Annotated in this window: 20 protein-coding genes and 1 riboswitch; of the genes, 14 read left to right on the forward strand and 6 right to left on the reverse strand. The window is 64.6% G+C overall.

The window, feature by feature from the left end; genetic code table 11:
• Positions 1-89 precede the first annotated feature (89 nt).
• From ampD to FVW59_RS03460, 3 genes are read left to right on the forward strand one after another with little or no spacing between them, the layout of a single operon-like run.
• The gene (ampD, locus tag FVW59_RS03450) at positions 90-653 is read left to right on the forward strand and encodes a 1,6-anhydro-N-acetylmuramyl-L-alanine amidase AmpD (protein ID WP_148062810.1); all 564 of its coding nucleotides are present in this window, start codon (positions 90-92) and stop codon (positions 651-653) included.
• A gap of 21 nt (positions 654-674) precedes the next feature.
• Complete coding sequence (locus FVW59_RS03455) at positions 675-2,216, forward strand: sigma 54-interacting transcriptional regulator (RefSeq protein ID WP_148062811.1); 1,542 nt, start codon at positions 675-677, stop codon at positions 2,214-2,216.
• A complete protein-coding gene (locus tag FVW59_RS03460; protein WP_148062812.1) occupies positions 2,216-3,670 on the forward strand; it encodes a serine/threonine-protein kinase in 1,455 nt (484 codons plus the stop codon). The genes FVW59_RS03455 and FVW59_RS03460 overlap by 1 nt, the downstream gene beginning before the upstream one ends.
• Here FVW59_RS03460 and FVW59_RS03465 read toward each other — a convergent pair.
• Positions 3,667-4,308, reverse strand: coding sequence for a lysoplasmalogenase (locus FVW59_RS03465; protein ID WP_148062813.1), 642 nt, complete (start codon positions 4,306-4,308; stop codon positions 3,667-3,669). The two genes, FVW59_RS03460 and FVW59_RS03465, sit on opposite strands and share 4 nt — an antisense overlap.
• Positions 4,305-5,204, reverse strand: coding sequence for a 2-dehydropantoate 2-reductase (locus FVW59_RS03470; protein WP_148062814.1), 900 nt, complete (start codon positions 5,202-5,204; stop codon positions 4,305-4,307). The genes FVW59_RS03465 and FVW59_RS03470 overlap by 4 nt, the downstream gene beginning before the upstream one ends.
• Positions 5,205-5,293: 89 nt before the next feature.
• On the opposite strand from FVW59_RS03470, the gene FVW59_RS03475 reads away from it, so the two are divergent.
• Positions 5,294-5,776: a YajQ family cyclic di-GMP-binding protein gene (locus tag FVW59_RS03475; protein ID WP_148062815.1), complete on the forward strand. Its 483-nt coding sequence runs from the start codon at positions 5,294-5,296 to the stop codon at positions 5,774-5,776.
• Between the two features lie 10 nt (positions 5,777-5,786).
• On the opposite strand, the gene FVW59_RS03480 is transcribed toward FVW59_RS03475, so the two are convergent.
• From FVW59_RS03480 to FVW59_RS03495, 4 genes are read right to left on the reverse strand one after another with little or no spacing between them, the layout of a single operon-like run.
• Positions 5,787-6,683 (reverse strand): phosphotransferase, encoded by an 897-nt coding sequence (locus FVW59_RS03480; protein ID WP_187275729.1) that lies wholly within the window; start codon positions 6,681-6,683, stop codon positions 5,787-5,789.
• Entirely contained in the window at positions 6,650-7,276 is a 627-nt protein-coding gene (gene pnuC, locus FVW59_RS03485; RefSeq protein ID WP_148062817.1) for a nicotinamide riboside transporter PnuC, read from the reverse strand. Before pnuC ends, FVW59_RS03480 begins: the two co-directional genes overlap by 34 nt.
• Positions 7,273-7,527, reverse strand: a complete 255-nt coding sequence (locus FVW59_RS03490) for a YkoF family thiamine/hydroxymethylpyrimidine-binding protein (protein WP_148062818.1) — start codon at positions 7,525-7,527, stop codon at positions 7,273-7,275. Before FVW59_RS03490 ends, pnuC begins: the two co-directional genes overlap by 4 nt.
• Positions 7,528-7,550: 23 nt before the next feature.
• Complete coding sequence (locus tag FVW59_RS03495; RefSeq protein WP_148062819.1) at positions 7,551-9,656, reverse strand: TonB-dependent receptor; 2,106 nt, start codon at positions 9,654-9,656, stop codon at positions 7,551-7,553.
• A gap of 93 nt (positions 9,657-9,749) precedes the next feature.
• Positions 9,750-9,852, reverse strand: a riboswitch (TPP riboswitch).
• Between the two features lie 72 nt (positions 9,853-9,924).
• On the opposite strand from FVW59_RS03495, the gene FVW59_RS03500 reads away from it, so the two are divergent.
• The 10 genes from FVW59_RS03500 to gspC all read left to right on the forward strand — a co-directional run bounded on the left by FVW59_RS03500 (position 9,925) and on the right by gspC (position 19,561).
• A complete protein-coding gene (locus FVW59_RS03500; RefSeq protein WP_148062820.1) occupies positions 9,925-11,067 on the forward strand; it encodes a GGDEF domain-containing protein in 1,143 nt (380 codons plus the stop codon).
• A 32-nt stretch (positions 11,068-11,099) separates the two neighbouring features.
• Positions 11,100-11,729: a carbonate dehydratase gene (can, locus tag FVW59_RS03505; protein WP_148062821.1), complete on the forward strand. Its 630-nt coding sequence runs from the start codon at positions 11,100-11,102 to the stop codon at positions 11,727-11,729.
• Between the two features lie 145 nt (positions 11,730-11,874).
• On the forward strand, positions 11,875-12,801 hold the full coding sequence (locus FVW59_RS03510; RefSeq protein ID WP_148062822.1) for an NAD-dependent epimerase/dehydratase family protein: 927 nt from the start codon (positions 11,875-11,877) through the stop codon (positions 12,799-12,801).
• Positions 12,798-13,517: a tRNA (guanosine(18)-2'-O)-methyltransferase TrmH gene (gene trmH, locus FVW59_RS03515; protein ID WP_148062823.1), complete on the forward strand. Its 720-nt coding sequence runs from the start codon at positions 12,798-12,800 to the stop codon at positions 13,515-13,517. Before FVW59_RS03510 ends, trmH begins: the two co-directional genes overlap by 4 nt.
• On the forward strand, positions 13,514-13,690 hold the full coding sequence (locus FVW59_RS19570) for a hypothetical protein (protein WP_187275730.1): 177 nt from the start codon (positions 13,514-13,516) through the stop codon (positions 13,688-13,690). Before trmH ends, FVW59_RS19570 begins: the two co-directional genes overlap by 4 nt.
• Positions 13,691-13,997: 307 nt before the next feature.
• Positions 13,998-15,104 carry a DUF1214 domain-containing protein gene (locus FVW59_RS03520; RefSeq protein WP_148062824.1) on the forward strand — a complete coding sequence of 369 codons (1,107 nt, stop codon included), beginning with the start codon at positions 13,998-14,000 and terminating at the stop codon, positions 15,102-15,104.
• Positions 15,105-15,192: 88 nt separating this feature from the next.
• Positions 15,193-16,365: a sulfotransferase family protein gene (locus tag FVW59_RS03525; protein ID WP_148062825.1), complete on the forward strand. Its 1,173-nt coding sequence runs from the start codon at positions 15,193-15,195 to the stop codon at positions 16,363-16,365.
• A 104-nt stretch (positions 16,366-16,469) separates the two neighbouring features.
• Positions 16,470-17,087, forward strand: a complete 618-nt coding sequence (gene cysC / locus FVW59_RS03530) for an adenylyl-sulfate kinase (protein WP_148062826.1) — start codon at positions 16,470-16,472, stop codon at positions 17,085-17,087.
• Between the two features lie 27 nt (positions 17,088-17,114).
• Complete coding sequence (gene sat, locus FVW59_RS03535; protein WP_148062827.1) at positions 17,115-18,311, forward strand: sulfate adenylyltransferase; 1,197 nt, start codon at positions 17,115-17,117, stop codon at positions 18,309-18,311.
• A 230-nt stretch (positions 18,312-18,541) separates the two neighbouring features.
• Positions 18,542-19,561, forward strand: a complete 1,020-nt coding sequence (gene gspC / locus FVW59_RS03540) for a type II secretion system protein GspC (protein ID WP_246139610.1) — start codon at positions 18,542-18,544, stop codon at positions 19,559-19,561.
• Positions 19,562-19,574 lie beyond the last annotated feature (13 nt).

Below are 19,574 nucleotides of genomic sequence, written 5' to 3' on the forward strand. Positions count from 1 at the left end.
AGTTGCACCGCGGTGCGTCAGTGGCGGGCAGCAATCGTTGAGCCCGGCGCCGGGCCTCCGCTATGATGCCTGCAGTCACTGGAGAAACCATGTCCTTTTACCTGGAGCAGGGCTGGCTGCGGCCGGCGCGCATCGTTCCTTCCCCCAACTTCGGGCCGCGCCCGGAAGGGGTGGCGCCGGATCTGCTGGTGATCCACAACATCTCGCTGCCGCCGGGGGAATTCGGCGGCGACTGCATAGCGCGGCTGTTTAGCAACTGCCTGGACTGGGGCGCTCACCCCTACTTCGAAACGATTCGCGGGCTGCAAGTGTCCTCCCACCTGCTGATCCGGCGCGATGGCGAGGTACTGCAGTTCGTCAACCTGCTGGAGCGGGCCTGGCACGCCGGCCAGTCGAGCTACCAGGGCCGCGATAACTGCAACGACTTCAGCATCGGCATCGAACTGGAGGGCAGCGACGACACCCCCTATGAGGAGGCCCAGTACCGCGCTCTGGCGGCGGTGAGCGACTGCCTGTTACGGGAATTGCCGGGTATGAGCGCCGAGCGGATTGCCGGCCACAGCGATATAGCGCCCGGGCGCAAGACGGACCCGGGGCCGGCCTTCGACTGGTCGAAATACCGCGGGCTGCTACACTGCGGAAAAGCCCAATAATGTAGGCCCCGTTCATCGCCAATGACTGAGCCACCGCGCACGGAAGCGACTCTCCCCTCCCTGATTGCCAGCCTCGCGGCGGACTATGGCGATTCAGTTCTCAGCCTGACTGTACTCTTTCACCCCGACCCGCGGCGCATCGGCGCCTGGTATGAAACGCCGCTGGGCCAGCACGGCGGTACATTGGAGCTGGGCCGCTTGCAGCCTGTTTTTTGCAGTCGCAGCGGGGAAGAGGCAGCGCTGGGTGAGGGGCATGTGTCGCGGCAGGCGCTGCAGTTACATTACAACCGGAACGGGCTGCGTCTGCAGCGCCGCGCGGGTGCCTGCGCTTGCCGGCTCGATGGCCTCGCTCTCGGCGACGAAGTATTCTCTCTGGATCGAGACGCGCTGAACAGCGGTTGCGTGCTGCAGTTGGGTCACGCGCTCGTCCTGTGGCTGCACTGCGGGCCCGCCCGTGGCGCGCAGCGCGCTGAGGTGGCGCCGGACCTGTTGGGCTCTGGCGCCGCCATGTGCGCCCTGCGTCAGCAAATTGCCCGTGTCGGCCCCACCGACCTGGACGTGCTGATTCTCGGCGAAACCGGTACCGGCAAGGAGGAGGTCGCCACGGCCCTGCACCGGGTCAGCGACCGGGCACGGGAACCGCTGGTGCCCATCAATATGGCGGCGATACCGGCAGGACTGGCTCCGTCCCTCCTGTTTGGCAGTGTACGCGGCGCCTATACCGGCGCGGCCGCCAGCCGGGGCTATTTTCGCCAGGCGGAGGGCGGCACCCTGTTCATGGATGAAATTGGCGCCACGGCGGCCGAGATTCAGCCGCAGTTGTTGCGGGCCCTGCAGCAGCGGCAGGTGCAGGTGGTCGGCGGCGCCCTGGAGGCGGTGAATGTCCGCGTTATCGCGGCTACCGACAGTGACCTGGACGCCGCGGACAGCAACTTCAGCAGCGCCCTGCGCTATCGCCTGGGTAGTATCGAAGTCCTGCTGCCGCCGCTGCGTGAGCGGCGCGAGGATCTGGGTGAACTGTTGCTGGCCTTCCTGCGCCGGGAGGCGGCGGTTCTGGATGCCCATTCGCTGTTACCGGGCAGCGGTGCCGACCCAATGCTCGCGGCGGGTTGGGCCGAGGTCATACAGCGCCTTGCCCGGTACGACTGGCCCGGCAACGTGCGCGAGCTGGCCAATACTGCCCGGCAGTTGTTGCTGGGTGGCGATGGTGGGCTGGTGATGCCGGCGGCCCTGGAGGCGCGATTGCAAGGCGGCGCGGAGAAAGCGCCGCAGGAAAATTCAGTCAATGCGCCAGCGGCCGTTGCGGTGAGTGTCGATGACTTTCGCGCCGCCCACACTGCGGCGGAGTTCGAAGTGGCAGCCACCGCCCGGCGTCTTGGGGTGTCGCGGCAGGCGGTGTACCGTCGGCTGCAGGAGAGCGGTTTCCGGCTGGCCAGCGAAGTGTCGGAAGACGAACTGGCCGCAGCCCTGGCAGAGGCAAATGGCGATGTGCGGCGTGCGGCACTTGCCCTGCGGGTCTCGGCGCAGGGCCTGCGCGCCCGTCTGCGGCAGCGTGGTCGCTGATGGGATCGGCAGCCTTCGGCGCTCCGCGGATCGGGCCCTACCGGGTACTGCGGCTGATACGTCGCGGCGGCCAGGGCAGTGTTTACCTGGGCTACGACACCCGCCTGCAACGACGGGTGGCGATCAAGCTTTACCACCTGCCGCCGGGGCGGGCTGAGCGGCGCAAGGTGGTGGACGAGGCGCGCATCATTGCCGCTATCGACAGCGACCGGGTAGTGCAGATTCACGATGTGATCCTGGCCGGAGACTACCTGGCGATGATCATGGCCTATGTGCCGGGGATCGACCTGGAGGAACTGCTTGCACAGCAGGGGGCGCTGGAACTCGGCGCCCTGCTGAGCCTCGCGACCGATGTGGCGGCGGCGCTGGCGGCGGTGCGCCAGCAGGGGATTGTCCACGGCGATCTCAAGGCCAGCAATGTGCTGGTGTCCGACAACGGTCGCGCCGTGCTCAGCGACTTCGGCATTGCCCGGGCGCCGGGGCGGGCGATCGGCGTTCACGGCGCGGCCAGCGAGAGCGCCCTGAGTCCGGAACACCTCAGCGGAGAAGCGCTGGATGTGCGCTCGGATCTGTTTGCCCTGGGTTGCCTGCTATACCGGATGGCCAGCGGAGAGCATCCCTTTCTGCGCCGCGGAAAACTCGATGTGACGCGGCTGCGGGAGGGGGACGCGCCACCCTTGCCGGACGCCCTTATCGATGGCAAGCCCTTGCCGGAGGGGCTGCGGGACCTGATTCAGCGCCTGCTGCAGAAATCCCCCGCGGATCGACCGGACAATACTCACCGGGTGCGGCAGATACTGCGTCATCTGTCCCACGAACAGCCCCAGAGCCTGCTGCGTCCGCCCCTGGCGGGTTTGCGCTCCAGCCTGCGCCAGGAGTCGGAGGACGATCTGCCGCCCGCCCTGCCGCAGGATTTCCGGCGCCAGGGGCGTTCCCAGCTGTCCGACTGGCGGGGCTTCGAGCAACTGACGTTGTCGGATGTTCGTCGCCTGCTGGGGAGACGGCGGGTTCAGGCTGCCATCGGCGCGGTGGCGGTGCTGACTGCCCTGCTGGTGGCTCTGCTGGTGCCCAGGCCCTACCGGGTGGAGATGGTGATGCCCCGTATTGAAACCAGCTCCGCTTCGCAACTACCCGCCGGTCTCTCCGTGCGCTGGCTGCAGGTGCAAGTGTGTAAGGCGGCGCTGGCGCAGGATGGCAGCCTGTTGTTCTACAATGCGCCGTCGTCCTGTCCGCCCGCCGGTCAGGGCGTGGCCAACAACCGCCAACCGCCGGCGGCGAACGAACAACTGGAAGTTGATCTTCACTGTGGCGAGGAGCTGTGCCTGCTGGGTCTTGCCCGCAGTGGCGCCGGCGTGGAGCGCTACCGCCAGGCTGTGCTGCTGCCGGACATGTCCCTGCGGCGCTGGCAGGCGGTACTGGTCGATCTGACCCGGGACAGCTACGTCACGCGTTAAACGCTGCTCACCGAAGCTGCCAGCAGCAGCTGCGAGACAAAATACAGCGGTGTCCCCCACAGCCCGTTGCGCCGCTCGCTGAGCACAAATTGTTGCCGCGCCACCGCCAGGTCGGACAGGGCGAAGCCCACTGCACCGGGCAGAATCCACAGCGCGGCAGGGTTGCCCCAGGTTGTGGAGGCGGCGAGCAACATGGCGGCGATCACGGCAATGTATAGCCGGACAGCAAGGCGCATGTCGCCCGGCACATGGGGTGCCAGCCAGCGCCAGCTGGCGAACACCAGAATTGCCACCGGCAGGGCGCTGACCCACAGGGCGCCGACGGTGCCGGGCAGTTGGCAAAAGGCCACGATATACAGCAAGTGGCCGACCAGGAAGGCGCCGAGTCCCGCCATGAAGGCGCTTTGCCGCTCAAACATCAGCAGTAGGTCCCCCGCCATACAGGCGACCAGTCCGGCCAGCAACCACTGGCCGTAACTGCTGTGCAACGCGCCCAGGCTCCAGGCCAGCGCCAGGAAGGCGAGGGCGGCCAGGGGTTTGCACAGGTAGCGGCCGGGGCGCCACTGGCGGTAGTCCGCCACCACCAGCGCTGGAATGGTCAGGACGGCGAGCAGCAGGGCTGTGTAAGTGTTTATCATGCTGCTGTCTCCCTGGCTTTGACCGCGCGCCACAGGGCTTCATTGCGGGGGGCGCTAATACCGAATTGCAGCGCCTGCCGCAGTACAAAACCAGTGATGTAGTCGATCTCGCTGCGCCGCCCGGCGCTGAAGTCCTGCAGCATGGAGGAACGGTTCGCCGCGGTGGCGCGAATCACCTCGAATACCTGTGTTTCCAGCCCTTCCAGTGCCGCTGCCTGCCCGGCTGCACGGGCCACCGCGGCGATCTCCCGGCACAGCTCCCCGACCTGGGTGGCCAGTTCCGGGCGTTCGCCCAGTTCACCGTTGGCGCAGTTGTGCAGCGCAGTCAGCGGATTGATGGCGCAGTTGATCGCCAGTTTGCGCCACAGGGCGGCGTTGATATCGCTCTCCCAGCGGCAGTCCGGCAGAGCGTCGGCAAGGGGGGCGAACCAGTCCGGTGCATGCGGAACGCCCGGCATGCCAACGCGGGTGATGCCGTGGCCGGCGTGCAGCACCACCCCGTCTCCCTGGCGGTGGGCGCCCTGTGTGCTGGTGCCAAGGGCCGGGCGCAGTGCCGGCGCCACGGTGCGCAGCTCTTCCGCGTAGCCCATGCCGTTGGCCATCAGGATGACCCGGCTGTCATCGTGGAGGCGGTGGCGTACGGTCGCCAGCGCCGGCGCCACATCGTAGGCCTTGGTAAAGACCAGCAGCTGCTGAATCGGGCCGCTGGCGTCCGGAGACTCCCAGGGCAGGGCGTGGTGGCTGGCGCTGAGGCCGGTGATGTCGATTGCCATCGCTGCGCCGGATGGCGCCGTGCGCGGCAGGAGCACGACCTTCAGCCCGGCGCGACTGAGCTGGGCGGCGTAGAGCCGGCCCATGGCGCCACAGCCGAGAATATGCCAGTGCGAGGCAGACACGGATCAGTCGGCCCGCCGGGGGATTGTAAACTGCGGGAGCCGCATTACCATGTGCACCTCTATGTATGCAGTGGCGAGGATCAGGCACTATGCCATCATTCGACGTGGTATCGGAAGTGGATCTGCACCAGCTCACCAACGCGGTGGACCAGGCTGGGCGTATTGTCAGCAACCGCTTTGATTTCAAGGGCGTGGAGGCGTCTTTCCAGCGCGAGGAGCGCTCCGTGATCATCACCGCAGAGGCCACCTTCCAGATTACCCAGATGGAAGACATGCTGCGCACGGCACTGATCAAGTGCGATATTGCCGCGGCGGCCATGGAGTGCGGCAAGCCGGTGCCCTCCGGCAAGGGGGTGAAGGAGACGGTGACGTTGCGCCACGGCCTGGACAGCGCCCAGTGCAAGCAACTGGTCAAGATGATCAAGGACGCCAAGCTGAAGGTGCAGGCCCAGATCCAGGGCGAACAGGTGCGGGTGACCGGCAAGAAGCGCGATGACCTGCAACAGGTGATCGCCCTGCTAAAAGATGCCGACTTCGAGCAGCCCCTGCAGTTCACCAATTTCCGCGACTGACACCGTCTCGCTAGCCTTGCGGCAGGCCGAGGGTTTGTACCTGGCCTGCCGCGGCAAGCAGTTGATCCACTTTTGCAGCCAGGTCCACGCCTTCGGGGCTGGTATCGGCAAACCACAGTACTTCGATATGGTGGTAGAGCAGGGCGTAGGTGGCCAGCTGCTGCCAGTCGCGCTGCGCCGGCTGGCGCAGCAGGTAGTTTGCCAGCAGCTCCTCGCAGCCCGCCCGGCCCAACTCATCGCCAGCGCAGACCACCGCTAGGTCGAACCAGGGCGACCCCATCGCGCAGTACTCCCAGTCCAGGGCCTGCAGGCGTCCGCCACTGACAATCCTGTTGGCCGCCAGCAGGTCGTTGTGGCACAGGCAGAGGTTGTTCTGGCCCCGCTGCCAGGCGAGGACCTCGTCGATGGTGTGATCGATGGCTGCCAGTGCCTGGGCCAGGCGATGTCCGGGCGTGCAGTGGCGGCGGTAGCGGGTGGTGCGTTCGCCGAGATCCAGGCGGTGATGCAGGGGGGGCAGGGCGTGGATGCTGCGCAGCAGTCGGGCAACGTCGGCGGTGTTGTGTTCGCGTTCTGCATCCAGCGCCAGATAGTCGTACACCAGCGCCCCCAGATCGGGGTTGAAGTAGCGCGGCCGGGGGGCGATACCGGCCCGGTGCGCGCTGTGCAGGGCACGCCACTCAGCCTGGCGACTGATACCGTGGTGGGCGGGATCAACGCCGTCCAGGCGGATTGTGAACAGGCGCCCATCAGCACTGGAAACTTTGTAGCTGCTATTGCTGAAACCCGGGCCGAGTTCGGCCGCGACGGTCGGTTCGGCGGGCAGGGGCGGGTCGCAGTCCCAGTGTCGCCACTGGGACAGGACCCGGGCCAGCCTCAGCTGGCGGTCGCGCGGTAGTGGTGTAACCACTGCCAGAATCCGGCCACAACGATGACCAGGTAGACCGCAAACAGGGCCGAGAAAAGGTAGAGCTCGCGGTCGATATAGAGATAGATGGATGCGCCGTCGATCACCAGCCAGTAGATCCAGTTTTCCAGTACCTTGCGCGCCACCATCCAGGTGGTGAGGATGGCGCCCCAGGTGGTGAAGGAATCCAGGTAGGGCATGGCGGCGTTGGTGTAGGCCGTCAGCAGGTTACCGCTGATGGCCGAGAGTGCCAGTACGGCGGAAATGGCGACGGTGTGCTGGCGCAGGGTCCAGCGACTGATCGGGCGCTGGCCCGCCTCGTCGCTGACACCGCCGCTGCTCTGCTGCCACTGCCACCAGCCGTACACCGCCATCGCCAGGTAGTAGATCTGCAGGGCAGATTCCATCACCAGCCCCACCTGCCAGAACAGGTAGAGGGAAATGGCGGTGCCGACAAATGCGGCGTACCAGCACCACAGGCTCTCGCGCACTGCGAGCAGCAGATAGGCCACACCCAGCACCACGGCGATCAACTCCCAGCCCGACATGGCGGCCAGGGCATTGGCCAGGTGCTGTGTCAGGCCGGGTTCACTCATCGACGCAGCTCCAGTTCACCGGGAATGAATTTGCACACCAGCACCTGCTTGCCGAACGCCTCGAAGTTGGCTTTCAGTTCCTGGCGCACGATGGCGAACACGCGGTCGAAGTCACCGCAGATCTGGGTGCTCATGGCGTTGGTGACAATGACCAGGTCGCCGTGCTCGCGCAAGCGGTCGATAAAACCCTGGATGACGGGAATGTACTCTTCCTGCAGGGGATAGAGGCTGAGTTCGGCGGTGAGTTTCATGCTGTCTCCTTGTGCATCCGTCATCAGAAAGTGTAGCGCCCGTAGACGCCAAAGGTACGCGGTTCGCCATACTGCAGGTAGGGCTCGGTGACATACTCCTTGCGCGGATCGTTGCCGAAGCTGCCGAAACCGCGCACAAAGTAGTCCTCGTCGGTGAGGTTGCGGCCCCACAGGGCGACGCTCCAGTTGTCGGCGCTGTAGCCGATGCGCATGTGCAGCAGGTCAAAGGCAGGCGCTTTCAGCTCGTGCCGGTCGGAGAAGTAGAACTCGTCCTTGCCCTCCAGGTCCAGGCGGGCGTAGAAGCCATCGCCAAAGTCGTAGCGGGCGCCGGTGGCGTACTGGTAACCCGGGGCGTGGGCCTGTTCCCGGCCCGAGAGGTCGGTGCCGGCGGCGTTGACGTAGTCCTTGAACTCGGTTTCCAGCAGGCCGACATGGGCGTAGAGGGACAGGCTGTCAGTCACCACCCAGTCCGCCTCCGCCTCCAGGCCGTAGTTCTCGCCTTCGGCGGCGTTGCTGATGTGGTCGAGGAAGGTGGTGCTGTTGTCATCGCGCACGATCACCAGCGAGCCCTTCACCTGCTGGTCGACACGATCCATGTAGAAGGCGGCGAGTCGCAGGCTGAGCCGGTTGTCCAGCAGCCGCCCTTTGTAGCCCGCCTCGTAGTTGAGCAGTGATTCCTCGTCGAAGGTCTGTACCCGTTCCAGCTGGCTGATAACAGCCGGGTCATCGTAGGCATTCATGCTGGCCAGGATGCCGGCATTGACGCCGTTGGCGCGATAGCCACGGGACAGGCCGCCGTACAGCATGTGGTCGTCGCTCAGCGTGTATTCCAGGGTGATGCGGCCACCCCACAGGGTTTTGCCGGGATCCGAGGCGACCCCGTTGCTGTCGCCGTAGTCGGTATTGCGGCGTTCTACCCGCGCGCCGGTGATCAGGCTCAGGTGCTCTGTGAGGCGGGTGTCGAGCTGGCCGAAGGCGGCGTAGGTGTCGATGTCGTAGCTGCTGCGAAAATCGCTGTCCAGGTAGGTGTAGCGGCGCAGCAGGTCTTCGCGATCGCCGAGGTAGTAGAGCCCCGCCACCCAGTCGCTGCGACCGCCAAACAGGCGGGACTCGTCATTCGACAGCAGGCGCAGCTGGGCGCTGGTGCTGTCGCGATCGCGCAGGTACTGGTCGAAGGAGGAGTATTCCCAGCCGGGGGCGATGCCGACAAAGCTCCAGTCCTCATCGAAGGAGTACTCGGTATCGGAAGTGGCCAGGCTCAGGGTTGCCTCCAGGTCGAAAGCGGTCAGGGATTGCTGCCAGTCCAGGGCCAGGGCGCTGGATTCCTGGCGGTCGCGGCCGGGCTGGTCCGACAGGGTGTGGCGGGTGTTGTCCAGCGAGAAGGCGTCGAAGCCGTTGTCGGCATCCAGGTAGAAGGCCGTGATGTCCAGGGTGGCGCTATCGCTGGCCAGCCAGCGCAGTTTGCCGCGCACGCTGGTCTCGTCGCGATTGTTGGTGTCGTCGCGATCGAGGAAGTCATTCTCGAAATAGCCGTCGCTGCGGTATTCCTGGACCGCAATGCGGTAGAGCAGGCTGTCTTTTACCAGTGGGCCGGTACCGACAATGCCGGTGCTCCAGGTGTCGTAATTGCCGGCAGTGCCCTCCACCGACAGGGAGGGTTCGTTTTCCGGGGCGGCGGTGCGCACGTTGATCAGGCCGGCCAGGGCGTTGGCGCCGTGCAGGGTGCCCTGCGGGCCGCGCAGCACTTCGACCTGCTCCACATCGAACAGGGTGCCTGCGGTGCCGAGGCCACTGAAATCGACGCCGTCGATAATAAAGCCGATAGAAGCGTTCAGGGGCTCCTGGTACTGGCTGCGCTCGCCGATACCGCGAATCTGGAAGAAGCGTGCGCGCGAGGTGCCGCCGGCGAAATTGACGTTGGGGGCCAGGTTCAGCACCTCTTCCAGGTGCTGGGCAGCGCGCTGGCGAATGTCGTCCTGGGTGACGACGCTGGTACTGTTGGGCTGTTGCAGCAGGCTGGTGGGCCGGAACTCGGCAGTGACCAGGATTTCCTCCAGCTCGGCGGCCGCAAGGGGCGCGCTGCTGGCGAGTGCGATGACGGCGGGAAGCAGTCGTTGGCGGAAGTGCATGAATGGTTCTCCTCAAATAAAGCACAAGAGAGAACCGGTTGGACTAGCGGAACGGAAGGAGTGGTGCGCGAGTGTCCGCCATTGCGGCGGGTCGCACATCCGAAGCACCTGTCCCTACGCCGGTTCTAACCGGATCAGGTTCAAAGGGTTCACCAGAAACTGGTATCTCAGGCCGCAGCCACCCCCAGGTTTGCATCGGCATTATAGGGCGCATACACTGAGCTGCCAATAAAAAGAGCCGGGTCAGGCTCACACATGGAATCGTTCAATGGCCGAGCAGCCTTTAGATGAACACCGCTTCACGGAAGAAATAGAAGGCGCCCCTTCGGCGGAGACCCCCGAAGCCATTCGCCAGCGCAATCTCCGGGAAACACTCTCCCTCAATAGCTATCTCTACCGGCAGTCGCGACAGCTGGAATACATGCTGCTGGGCGCCGCCGATCTGCAGTCCCTGCTGGAGGTGCTGCTGGTCAATCTACCGCGGCATTTCGGCCTGAGCGCCGCGGAGCTGTGGTTGTACGACCCGGAACAGGTGCTGGGCGGCCTGATGGCCGACCCTCACCGCTACGGCGCAGACCTGCAGCTACACGGGGATGTTTTCGCCATGCAGGAGCTCTACGACCTGGAGCCGGCGGTGGAACTGGTTGATGCGGCGGACACACGCATGTTCGAAGTGCTGAAATCCAGCCACGGCATCGAGCAGGGTTTGTTGGTCCCCCTGCAGGACGGCGGGCGTGTGATCGGCAGTTTCCACTGTGGCATCGGCGAGCCGTCCTTTCCGCTGGGCGCGAACGAGCTCGCGCATATCGCCCACCTCGGTACCATTATTTCGCTCTGCTTTCGCAATGTAGTGAGCAGCCAGCAGATATCCCGGCTGACCATGATTGACCCGCTGACCCAGATCAGCAACCTGCGGGGTTTCGAAAAGGACATCGCCCGGGAATTGTCCCGGGCGCGCCGGGCGGATCAGCCGGTGTCGGTGCTGATGGTGAATATCGACGAGTACAACGATCTCTATCAGCACTACGGCGAGGTGACCGGCCAGTTCCTGGTCAAGAAAATCTCCGAGCGCATCTCCTCCGGCTTGCGCACCACCGATTATCTGGCGCGCCTGGACAGCGCCCAACTGGCCGTACTGGTGCCGGGCAGTGGTGAAGTGCTGGCGGGGGATATCGCCGAGCGTATTCGCCAGGACATCGAGCACTTTGCCGTGGATGACGGCCGCGGTGCCAGCCTGGAAGTGACCGTCAGTGTGGGCTATGCCTGCTGGGAACCGCAGCAGTTTCCGGCCATCGACATGCGCCAGCTGGCCAGGCAAATCGAGAATACCGCCGCCAAGGCACTGGAGCAGGCCCGTCGGGAGGGGGGCAATCGCTGTCGGGTGAACCGCCTCACCACGCTGATGGTGTAAACTCCCGACACACCCGTTGGGAGGACCACAGCGTGAAAACCATTGAGCAGCTCTTCGACAACAATCGCAGCTGGGCCCAGAGCATCAAGACCAGCGACCCCGACTTCTTCGAGAAACTCGCCAGCCAGCAGAGCCCCGAATACCTCTGGATCGGCTGCTCCGACAGCCGCGTTCCCGCCAACCAGATTATCGGCCTGATGCCAGGCGAGGTTTTCGTGCACCGCAATGTGGCGAACATGGTGGTGCATACCGACTTCAACTGTCTCAGCGTCCTGCAGTACGCGGTGGATGTCCTGAAAGTGAAGTACGTGCTGGTGGTGGGGCACTACGGCTGTGGCGGGGTGCGAGCGGCCTTCGAAAACAGCGAGAACGGCCTCATCGATAACTGGCTGCGCAACGTCAAGGATGTGAAATACCGCTACCGGCAGGAGCTGGAGGACCTGGGTGACGATGACGCCCGGGTAGACAGACTCTGCGAACTCAATGTGATCAGCCAGGTGGCCAATGTGTGTCACACCACCATCGTGCAGAACGCCTGGGCCCGGGGCCAGAAACTGTCGGTACACGGCTGGTGCTACAGCCTGCGCGATGGCCTGCTGCGCGACCTGGACTGCGCGGTTTCCGGGCAGGCGCAGATCTCCGACGCCTATCGTATCGACTGAGGCCACGGCCCTCGCTGGTGAGTCCGTCTGGCCCGTTTGGGTGATGGTGGCAGGCGCGGCAGTCGCTATGCTGGCTTCTGGCCTGCCCGGGCGAGCGTCCGGCGCAGATATTGACCGATAGCAATAACAACATTGAGGAGGCTGTATGCCTTTTGACCCCGTTGAACTCGCCGGCAAGAAAATCCTGATCACCGGTGCCACCGGCCAGGTGGCGCAACCGGTACTGGCCGCCTGGGCCGGGCAGGCCGACGTCTACGCACTGGCGCGCTTTGCCAGGGCCGAGGACCGGGAGCAGGTAGAGGCGCTCGGAGCCACCTGCCTGGCCGCCGATCTCGCCGACCCGAAGGGCCTCGAAGGCCTGCCGGACGACTTTGACTATGTATTGAATTTCGCCGTGGTCAAGACCGATGACTTCGACTACGACCTGGCGGCCAACGGCGAGGGCGTGGGCCGCCTGATGCTGCACTGCCGCAAGGCGAAGGCCTTCCTGCACCTGTCTTCCACCGCCGTCTACGAATACGCCGGCCATGAACCCCGCGCCGAAAACGCCCCGCTGGGGGATAACCACCGGGTCATGTTTCCCACCTACAGCATCAGCAAAATCGCCGCCGAGACCGTGTGCCGCTTTGTCGCCCACCAGTTTGGCATTCCCACCACCATCGCCCGCCTCAGCGTGCCCTACGGCGACAACGGTGGCTGGCCCTGGTATCACCTGCTGATGATGGAACAGGGCATCCCGATCGACGTGCACCCGGATGCGCCGAACTACTACAACCTGCTGCATGTGGATGATTACATCGAAAAACTGCCGCGCCTGCTGGCGGCGGCTACCCCCGAAGTGACCACCGTGAACTTCGGCGGGTCCGAGAAAACCAGTATCGAAGAGTGGTGTGCCTACCTCACCGAACTGACCGGCCTGGAGCCGACCTTCAAGGATAACCCGCAGGCCTTCGGCAGCCTGTGCATCGACGTCGAGCACATGCACGACCTGATCGGCCCCACCGGCGTCGACTGGCGCGATGGCGTGCGCAGCATGGTGGAGAAACTGTCGCCGCAACTGCTCAAGAAATGACCCCGGAGCGCAGCGCCCGCCTGCGGGCAGTGCTGGCGCGGCGCCAGCCGGACCTGACCCTGATCACCGACTTCGTCAACAAACAGCGCAACCTGTCCGCCATCGTGCGCAACTGCGACGCCGCCGGCATCATGCAGGTACATGCCGTGCTGGGGGAGGAGCACTTCCGCGCCTTCCGCGGCACCGCCATGGGCTCCCACCGCTGGGTGGACGTGCAGCGCCATGCCGCCGCGGAAGACGCCATCGACCCCCTGCAGTCGCGTGGCTTTCAGGTATTGGCCGCCCACCTGGGCGAGGGCGCCCGCGACTACCGCGACGTGGACTACTGCCGTCCCACCGCCATACTGCTGGGCGCCGAGCGCCGCGGCGTCAGCGTGGCGGCCCAGACCCGGGTAGACGGCTTTATCACCGTGCCGATGATGGGCATGGTCGAGTCCTTCAACGTCTCCGTCGCCGCCGGCATCATCCTCGCCGAAGCCCAGCGTCAGCGCAGCGCCGCCGGCCTCTACGACCAGCGCCGCATCGATGAGGCGACCTACCGGCGCCTGCTGTTTGAATGGGCCTACCCCGATCTGCGAGACTACTGCGAACAGCGCGGCCTGGCCTATCCGCCGATCGACGACAGCGGCGAACTGATCGACCCCTCGGGCTGGTACGCGGCCGTCAGAGAAGGCCGGGCGCCGCTGGCCGACACCGAAACAGGAGCGACTACGTGAACAACCTGCTGCTGATCCTGCTGCTGATCTTCGCCGGCGTGGCCCTGATGGTGGTGCTGGGCGAGCGCTTCGCCGCCCCGGCCGATCCCGAGAAAATGGCCCGGTTGCGGCGCTGGCTGATTCCCCTGGTGGGACTGATGCTGGTGCTGTCGCTGGTGGATTACTATCTTTAGATTGAGCCGCGCCTACTACAACGTTACCAGACCGAATTCCGGGACGCAGGAGTGTGCAGGGTGCCCGAAGCTCTTCCTGGGCCGTCAGCGGCCTGGACGGCTGCTGCCGAGCCCCCACGGACGGGTACACGGCGTGTCCCGGAAGGGCTTCGGGTGCCGTGCGCACGGCTTCGAAGCTCCAGACTGCTCATCGACAAACCTAGTTTCACAGCTGCATTGGGGTCACCAGCCGATACCACCCGTTAGGGTGATGCCCTTTACCCCGGCCTTTGCCAGACTTGCACTCCCAAAATAACGAGGGCAGACCATGGCCGAGACAACCCCGGAAGCAAAACTCCTGAGCGGCGAACTCTGGAACGAATTCTGCGACGCCCTGAAAACCGCCGGCCAGCAAGTACTGGCCGAAGGCGTGCCCGGCGACGCCCTGACCCGCGCCGAAGGCTATCGCTACCTGACCCGCCTGCTGCGCCTGTCACTGGAAAAACAGATCGAATTCAGCGATGCCCAGCACCCCCAGTTCTACTCCCTGTCCCACGAAACCGCCAAAATCGGCAACGACAACCCCGACAACTTCTACCAGAACTGCGCCGTCGACGGCCGCTTCGAGTACCGCATCCGCGGCAACCGGGGCAGCGTCGACTACCTGAGCATCGAAACCAAGGCCGGTTCCTTCGCCGGGCAGGGTGACATGGCCCCCACCGGCCATATCGAACTGGAAGAGCTGGACGTCGATGCCGACGGCAACTTCGAGCTGATGGTGTCCGCCAGAGAATACAGCGGCAACTGGCTGCCCATGACCGAGGCCAGCGACAACCTGCTGGTGCGCCAGACCTTCAGGGACCGCGCCCGCGAGCGCCGCGCCGAGCTGTCCATCGAGTGCCTGAACCCCGCGCGCGACGCCGTGCTGCAACCGGCCGAGTTCGCGCAGCAGTTGCAGGCGGTCGTGCCCTTCGTGTCCGGCACCGCCGGCCTGTTCCACCAGTGGATGCAGGTGTTCTCCGCACACATCAACCAACTGCCGCCCAACGAGCAAAGCATGTGCCTGCGCGCCGGTGGTGACCCGTCCATTTACTATCACAACAGCTACTGGCAACTGGCCTCGGACGAGGCGCTGGTGGTGGAATTCACCCCGCCCCGGCAGTGCCGCACCTGGAACCTGCAGCTGTCCAATTACTGGATGGAATCCCTCGACTATCGCTATCACCGGGTCTGTGTGAACAAACACAGCGCGGTGCCGGAAGCCGATGGCAGTGTGCGCATTGTGATTGCCGGGAAAAACCCCGGGCAAAACTACCCCAACTGGCTGGATACCGCCGGCCACAGCAACGGCGCCATGCTGCTGCGCTATGTAGAGGCGCAGGACAAGCCGCCGATCAGCACCCGGGTGGTCAAGCTGGCGGCATTGGCCGGATGAGAGAACTGGCTGCCAGACCAGTACGCCGCGTCGCTCCTGCGCAGGCAGGAGCCCATTTTTCGGACGATAACAGCAGGAACCGCTTGCAATGAGTAACGATATTACCTTCGACCCGGAACAGGCCATCGCCGATGCCAAAGCCGTAGACGGCCTCGATGACTTCGGCGATACACTGCACGAAGAGCCCCTGCGCCGCCTGTTCTGGTCGCTGGACAACGAGGCCGATCTCAACGCCTTCGGCCGTGCCGCCATGTACCAGCGGGTGGTGGACATCCTCGCCACCCGTCTGCGGGTGCAGGCCTGGCTCAAGCGCTACCCGGAAATCCGCGACGAGGTGATCGAGGCGCCGCTGGTGATTGTCGGCCTGCCGCGCACCGGCACCACCATGCTGCACCGCACCATCGCCGCCGACCGGCGCATGTACTCCCCCCTGTGGTTCGAGACCCGCTTCCCCTGCCCGGACCTGGACTGGGACTTCACCGCGGATGGGGATCGCCGCATCACCGACGCCAAGGCCGAGGTCAAGGCCATGGTGGACGCCAACCCGGAGTTGATGTCCATCCACCCGATGGATGCGCTGGGGCCGGACGAGGACATCATGCTGCTGGAGCAGTCCTTCTACAGCTTCAATATCCAGTCTTTCGCTTACCTGCCGAGCTACGACGAGTGGATCGAGGCCCAGGACCACACCCCCGGCTACGAATACCTGAAGCTACTGCTGCAGTTCCTGCAATGGCAGAAAAGGCGCAGTGGGCAGCAGGGCCAGCGCTGGGCCCTGAAGGCGCCCCACCATTTGCACTACATGGACCTGGTGTTCAAGGTATTTCCGGACGCAAAGGTAGTACAATCCCACCGCGACCCGGTGGATACCGTGCCCTCCCTGGCCAGCCTGATCTACGGCGTGTGGGTGATCTACTCAGACAGCGCCGACCCGAAAAAGGTGGGCGAGCAGTGGGCGCGCAAGTTTGCCAATGGCATGCGCCACACCATGGCAGTCAGGGAATCCCTGCCCGCCGACGCCTTCCTCGACCTGTGGTTCAAGGACACGGTCAGCCAGCCGCTGGTGGAGATCGAAAAGGTCTACGCCTTCCTGGGTATGGATCTGACGCCCGAGGCGCGGGAGGAGATGGCCAAGTGGCAGGACTTCAACCGCCGCGAGCTGCGCCCGCCCCACGAGTACACCCTTGAACAGTTCGGCCTGAGTGAAGCCGGCCTGAAGGAACAGTACCGGGAGTACCGGGCCGCTTTTATCGACGATTGAACATCGACCAACGCAGGGCCCGGCAGAGGCCCGGCCGGCGCAGATTCTGCGCCGGCGCCAATAACAGCAACCCCGACGATTCACCAACGCAGAGAACTGGAGTTATGGCAGAACAGAAAGCAACCAACGTGCACTGGCACGAGGGCGACATCACCCGCGAGCACCGCGCCAAACTGCTGGGCCACAAGGGCGCTACCCTGTGGTTCACCGGCCTGTCCGGCAGCGGCAAATCCACCGTGGCGGTGGAACTGGAAGGTCGCCTCAGCGAGATGGGCATCCTCGCCTATCGCCTGGACGGCGACAACGTGCGCATGGGCATCAACAAGAACCTGGGTTTTTCCGCCGAGGATCGAACCGAGAACATCCGCCGCATCGGCGAAGTGGCCAAGCTGTTTGTGGACGCCGGCGTCATCGCCCTGTCCAGCTTCATCAGCCCCTACGCCGCCGACCGCGACCAGGTGCGCGATCTGCACGAAGCCGCCGGCATGGACTTTATCGAGATTTTCGTCGACTGCTCCCTGGAGGCCGCCGAAGCCCGCGACCCCAAGGGCCTTTACAAGAAGGCCCGCGCCGGCGAGATCAAGAACTTCACCGGGATCGACGACCCCTACGAGGCGCCGGCCAAACCGGAACTGCACCTGCATTCCGATCAGCAGAGCCTGGACGAGGAAGTGGATGCCATTCTCGCCCTGCTGCGCGAGCGCGGCATTATCGCCGCCTGAGACTGACCTGATTTCCTGGAGACCATCATGATCAAACCCCACGGTTCCGACCAACTGAATCCGCTCTACGTGCAGGATGACGCCGCCCGCGCGACGCTGGCCAAAGAGGCCGAGGGCCTGCCCTCACTGCTGCTGAACTCCGCCGCCGCCGCCAACGCGGTAATGCTGGGTGCCGGTTACTTCAACCCGCTGACCGGCTACATGAACCTGGCCGACGCGCTGAGCGTGGCGGAAAAGCTGCACACCATTGACGGCCTGTTCTGGCCGGTGCCCATCGTCAACCTGACCAGCGCTGATCTTGTGAAAGAAACGGGTATCGAGCCCGGCAGCCGCATCGCCCTGCGCGACCCCAATGTCGAGGGCAACCCGGTACTGGCGGTGATGGATGTGGACGCCGTTGAAGCCGTATCCGACGAACAGATCGACTTCATGGCGGAGAAAATCTTCCGCACCCTCGACCCGGAACACCCCGGCGTGGCGACCTTCAAGAGCCTGGGGCGCACGCTGCTGTCTGGTCCCATTCAGGTGCTGAACTACTCCTACTTCCAGGGCGAGTTTCCAGAGACTTTCCGTACCGCCTACGAGATTCGCGCGGAAATCGCCGAGCGTGGCTGGGAAAAAGTCGTGGCCTTCCAGACCCGCAACCCCATGCACCGCGCTCACGAGGAGCTGTGCCGCATGGCCATGGATGACCTCGGCGCCGACGGTATCCTGATCCACATGCTGCTGGGCAAACTGAAGCCGGGCGACATCCCTGCCGAAGTGCGCGATGCCTCAATCCGCAAAATGGTGGAGGTGTACTTCCCCGAGAACACCGTGATGATTACCGGCTACGGCTTTGACATGCTCTACGCCGGACCCCGGGAAGCTGTCCTGCACGCCGTGTTCCGCCAGAACACCGGCTGTACCCACCTGATCGTGGGCCGCGACCACGCCGGCGTGGGCGACTACTACGGCGGTTTCGACGCCCAGACCATCTTCGATGAAGAGGTGCCGGAAGGCGCCCTGGAACTGGAGATCTACCGCGCCGACCACACCGCCTACAGCAAGAAGCTGGACAAGGTGGTGATGATGCGCGATGCGCCGGATCACAGCAAAGAGGACTTCGTGCTGCTGTCCGGCACCAAGGTGCGCGAGATGCTCGGCAACGGCATCGCCCCGCCCCCCGAGTTCTCCCGCCCGGAAGTGGCCAAGATCCTGATGGACTACTACCAGTCTCTCTAGGTCCCTCGATAAAGGCCTCACCAAGGTGAGGCCTTTATCCCCGATGGGGCGCGTTACTGGGAACTGACTCGCCAGCAGGAGGGAAATTACCGGCAGAACCTCGGTAAATCCCTGCATTTACATCGTATTTCATAATACTGTCACAGTTTTATCTTTTAATCCGGCACCCTATAATCGACGGCATCACCGCCCGGCCGAAACCTTCGCCTGGCACCTGATGGGAGTGCGCTTTGCCAGCTCAATGGCTCGACAATAAAAGTGATGTAGCTGAGCGCGCCGCCGCGAAATTGCAGCAGTTAGTACAGACCCTGGCCAGGCCGCAGCACCTGAAACGCCTGCGCTGGCTGTTGTTGCTGATCCTGCTGGTGTGGGCGGCGGCGGCGCTGGCGCAGCTGATCTGGGCCCTGTGGCCACCGGCCCCGGCTGGCGCGATGCCCGAGCGGGTTATCAACCCGGTCAGTGCCGCCCCATCGGCCAGCACTACGGTCAGCGTCAATCGCGAAGCGCTGGTGACACGGCAGCTGTTCGGCGCGCCGGTCGTGGATGCGCAGGAACTGCCGCTGACGCAGGCCGCCGGCAGTTCCGCCAGCGAGCGCGAGGGCATTGAAAAGGGCGCCCGGGAGACCCGCCTGGAACTCACCCTGCGCGGGGCAGTGGCCTCTTCAGACGATGGGCTGGGTCACGCCATCATCGAATACCGCGGCCAGCAGGCGGTCTACGCCGTGGATGACGAGCTGCCAGTGGCCGGCAACGTGAAACTGGCCAAGGTGATGCCCTCCCAGGTGGTGCTGGACAACAACGGCACCTACGAACTGCTGACCCTGTTCGAGAAAAGCGAATTCGACAGCCAGCTAGCCGGTCTGCCGGCTGCGCCAGCGCCCACAGCAGAACCGCGCAGGGTCGAGGCCGGTGCCGAAGCGGGCGAGCTGGCCAGCGGTTACCGCGCGCAGCTCTACCAGAACCCCGAATCCCTCGCCAGCCTGGTGCGCATCAGCGCGGTGCGCGAGGGCGGCCAGCTGCAGGGATATCGCATCACGCCCGGCAAGGAGGCGGCCCAGTTTACCCAGCTTGGCTTCAAGTCCGGCGACCTGGTAACGGCGGTCAACGGTATCGCCCTGGACAACCCGGCCAACACCATGCAGCTCTACCAGGCCATGCGCACGGCCGAGGAAGTCGTGTTTGAGTTGCAGCGCGATGGCCAGCCCCTGACGGTCTCGGTAACGCTGGGTGCCGCCGAGGGGGAACAGTGATAGAGTCAGCCAC

Source organism: Parahaliea aestuarii (assembly GCF_008064635.1).
In the GTDB taxonomy this organism is placed as follows: Bacteria; Pseudomonadota; Gammaproteobacteria; order Pseudomonadales; family Halieaceae; genus Parahaliea; species Parahaliea aestuarii.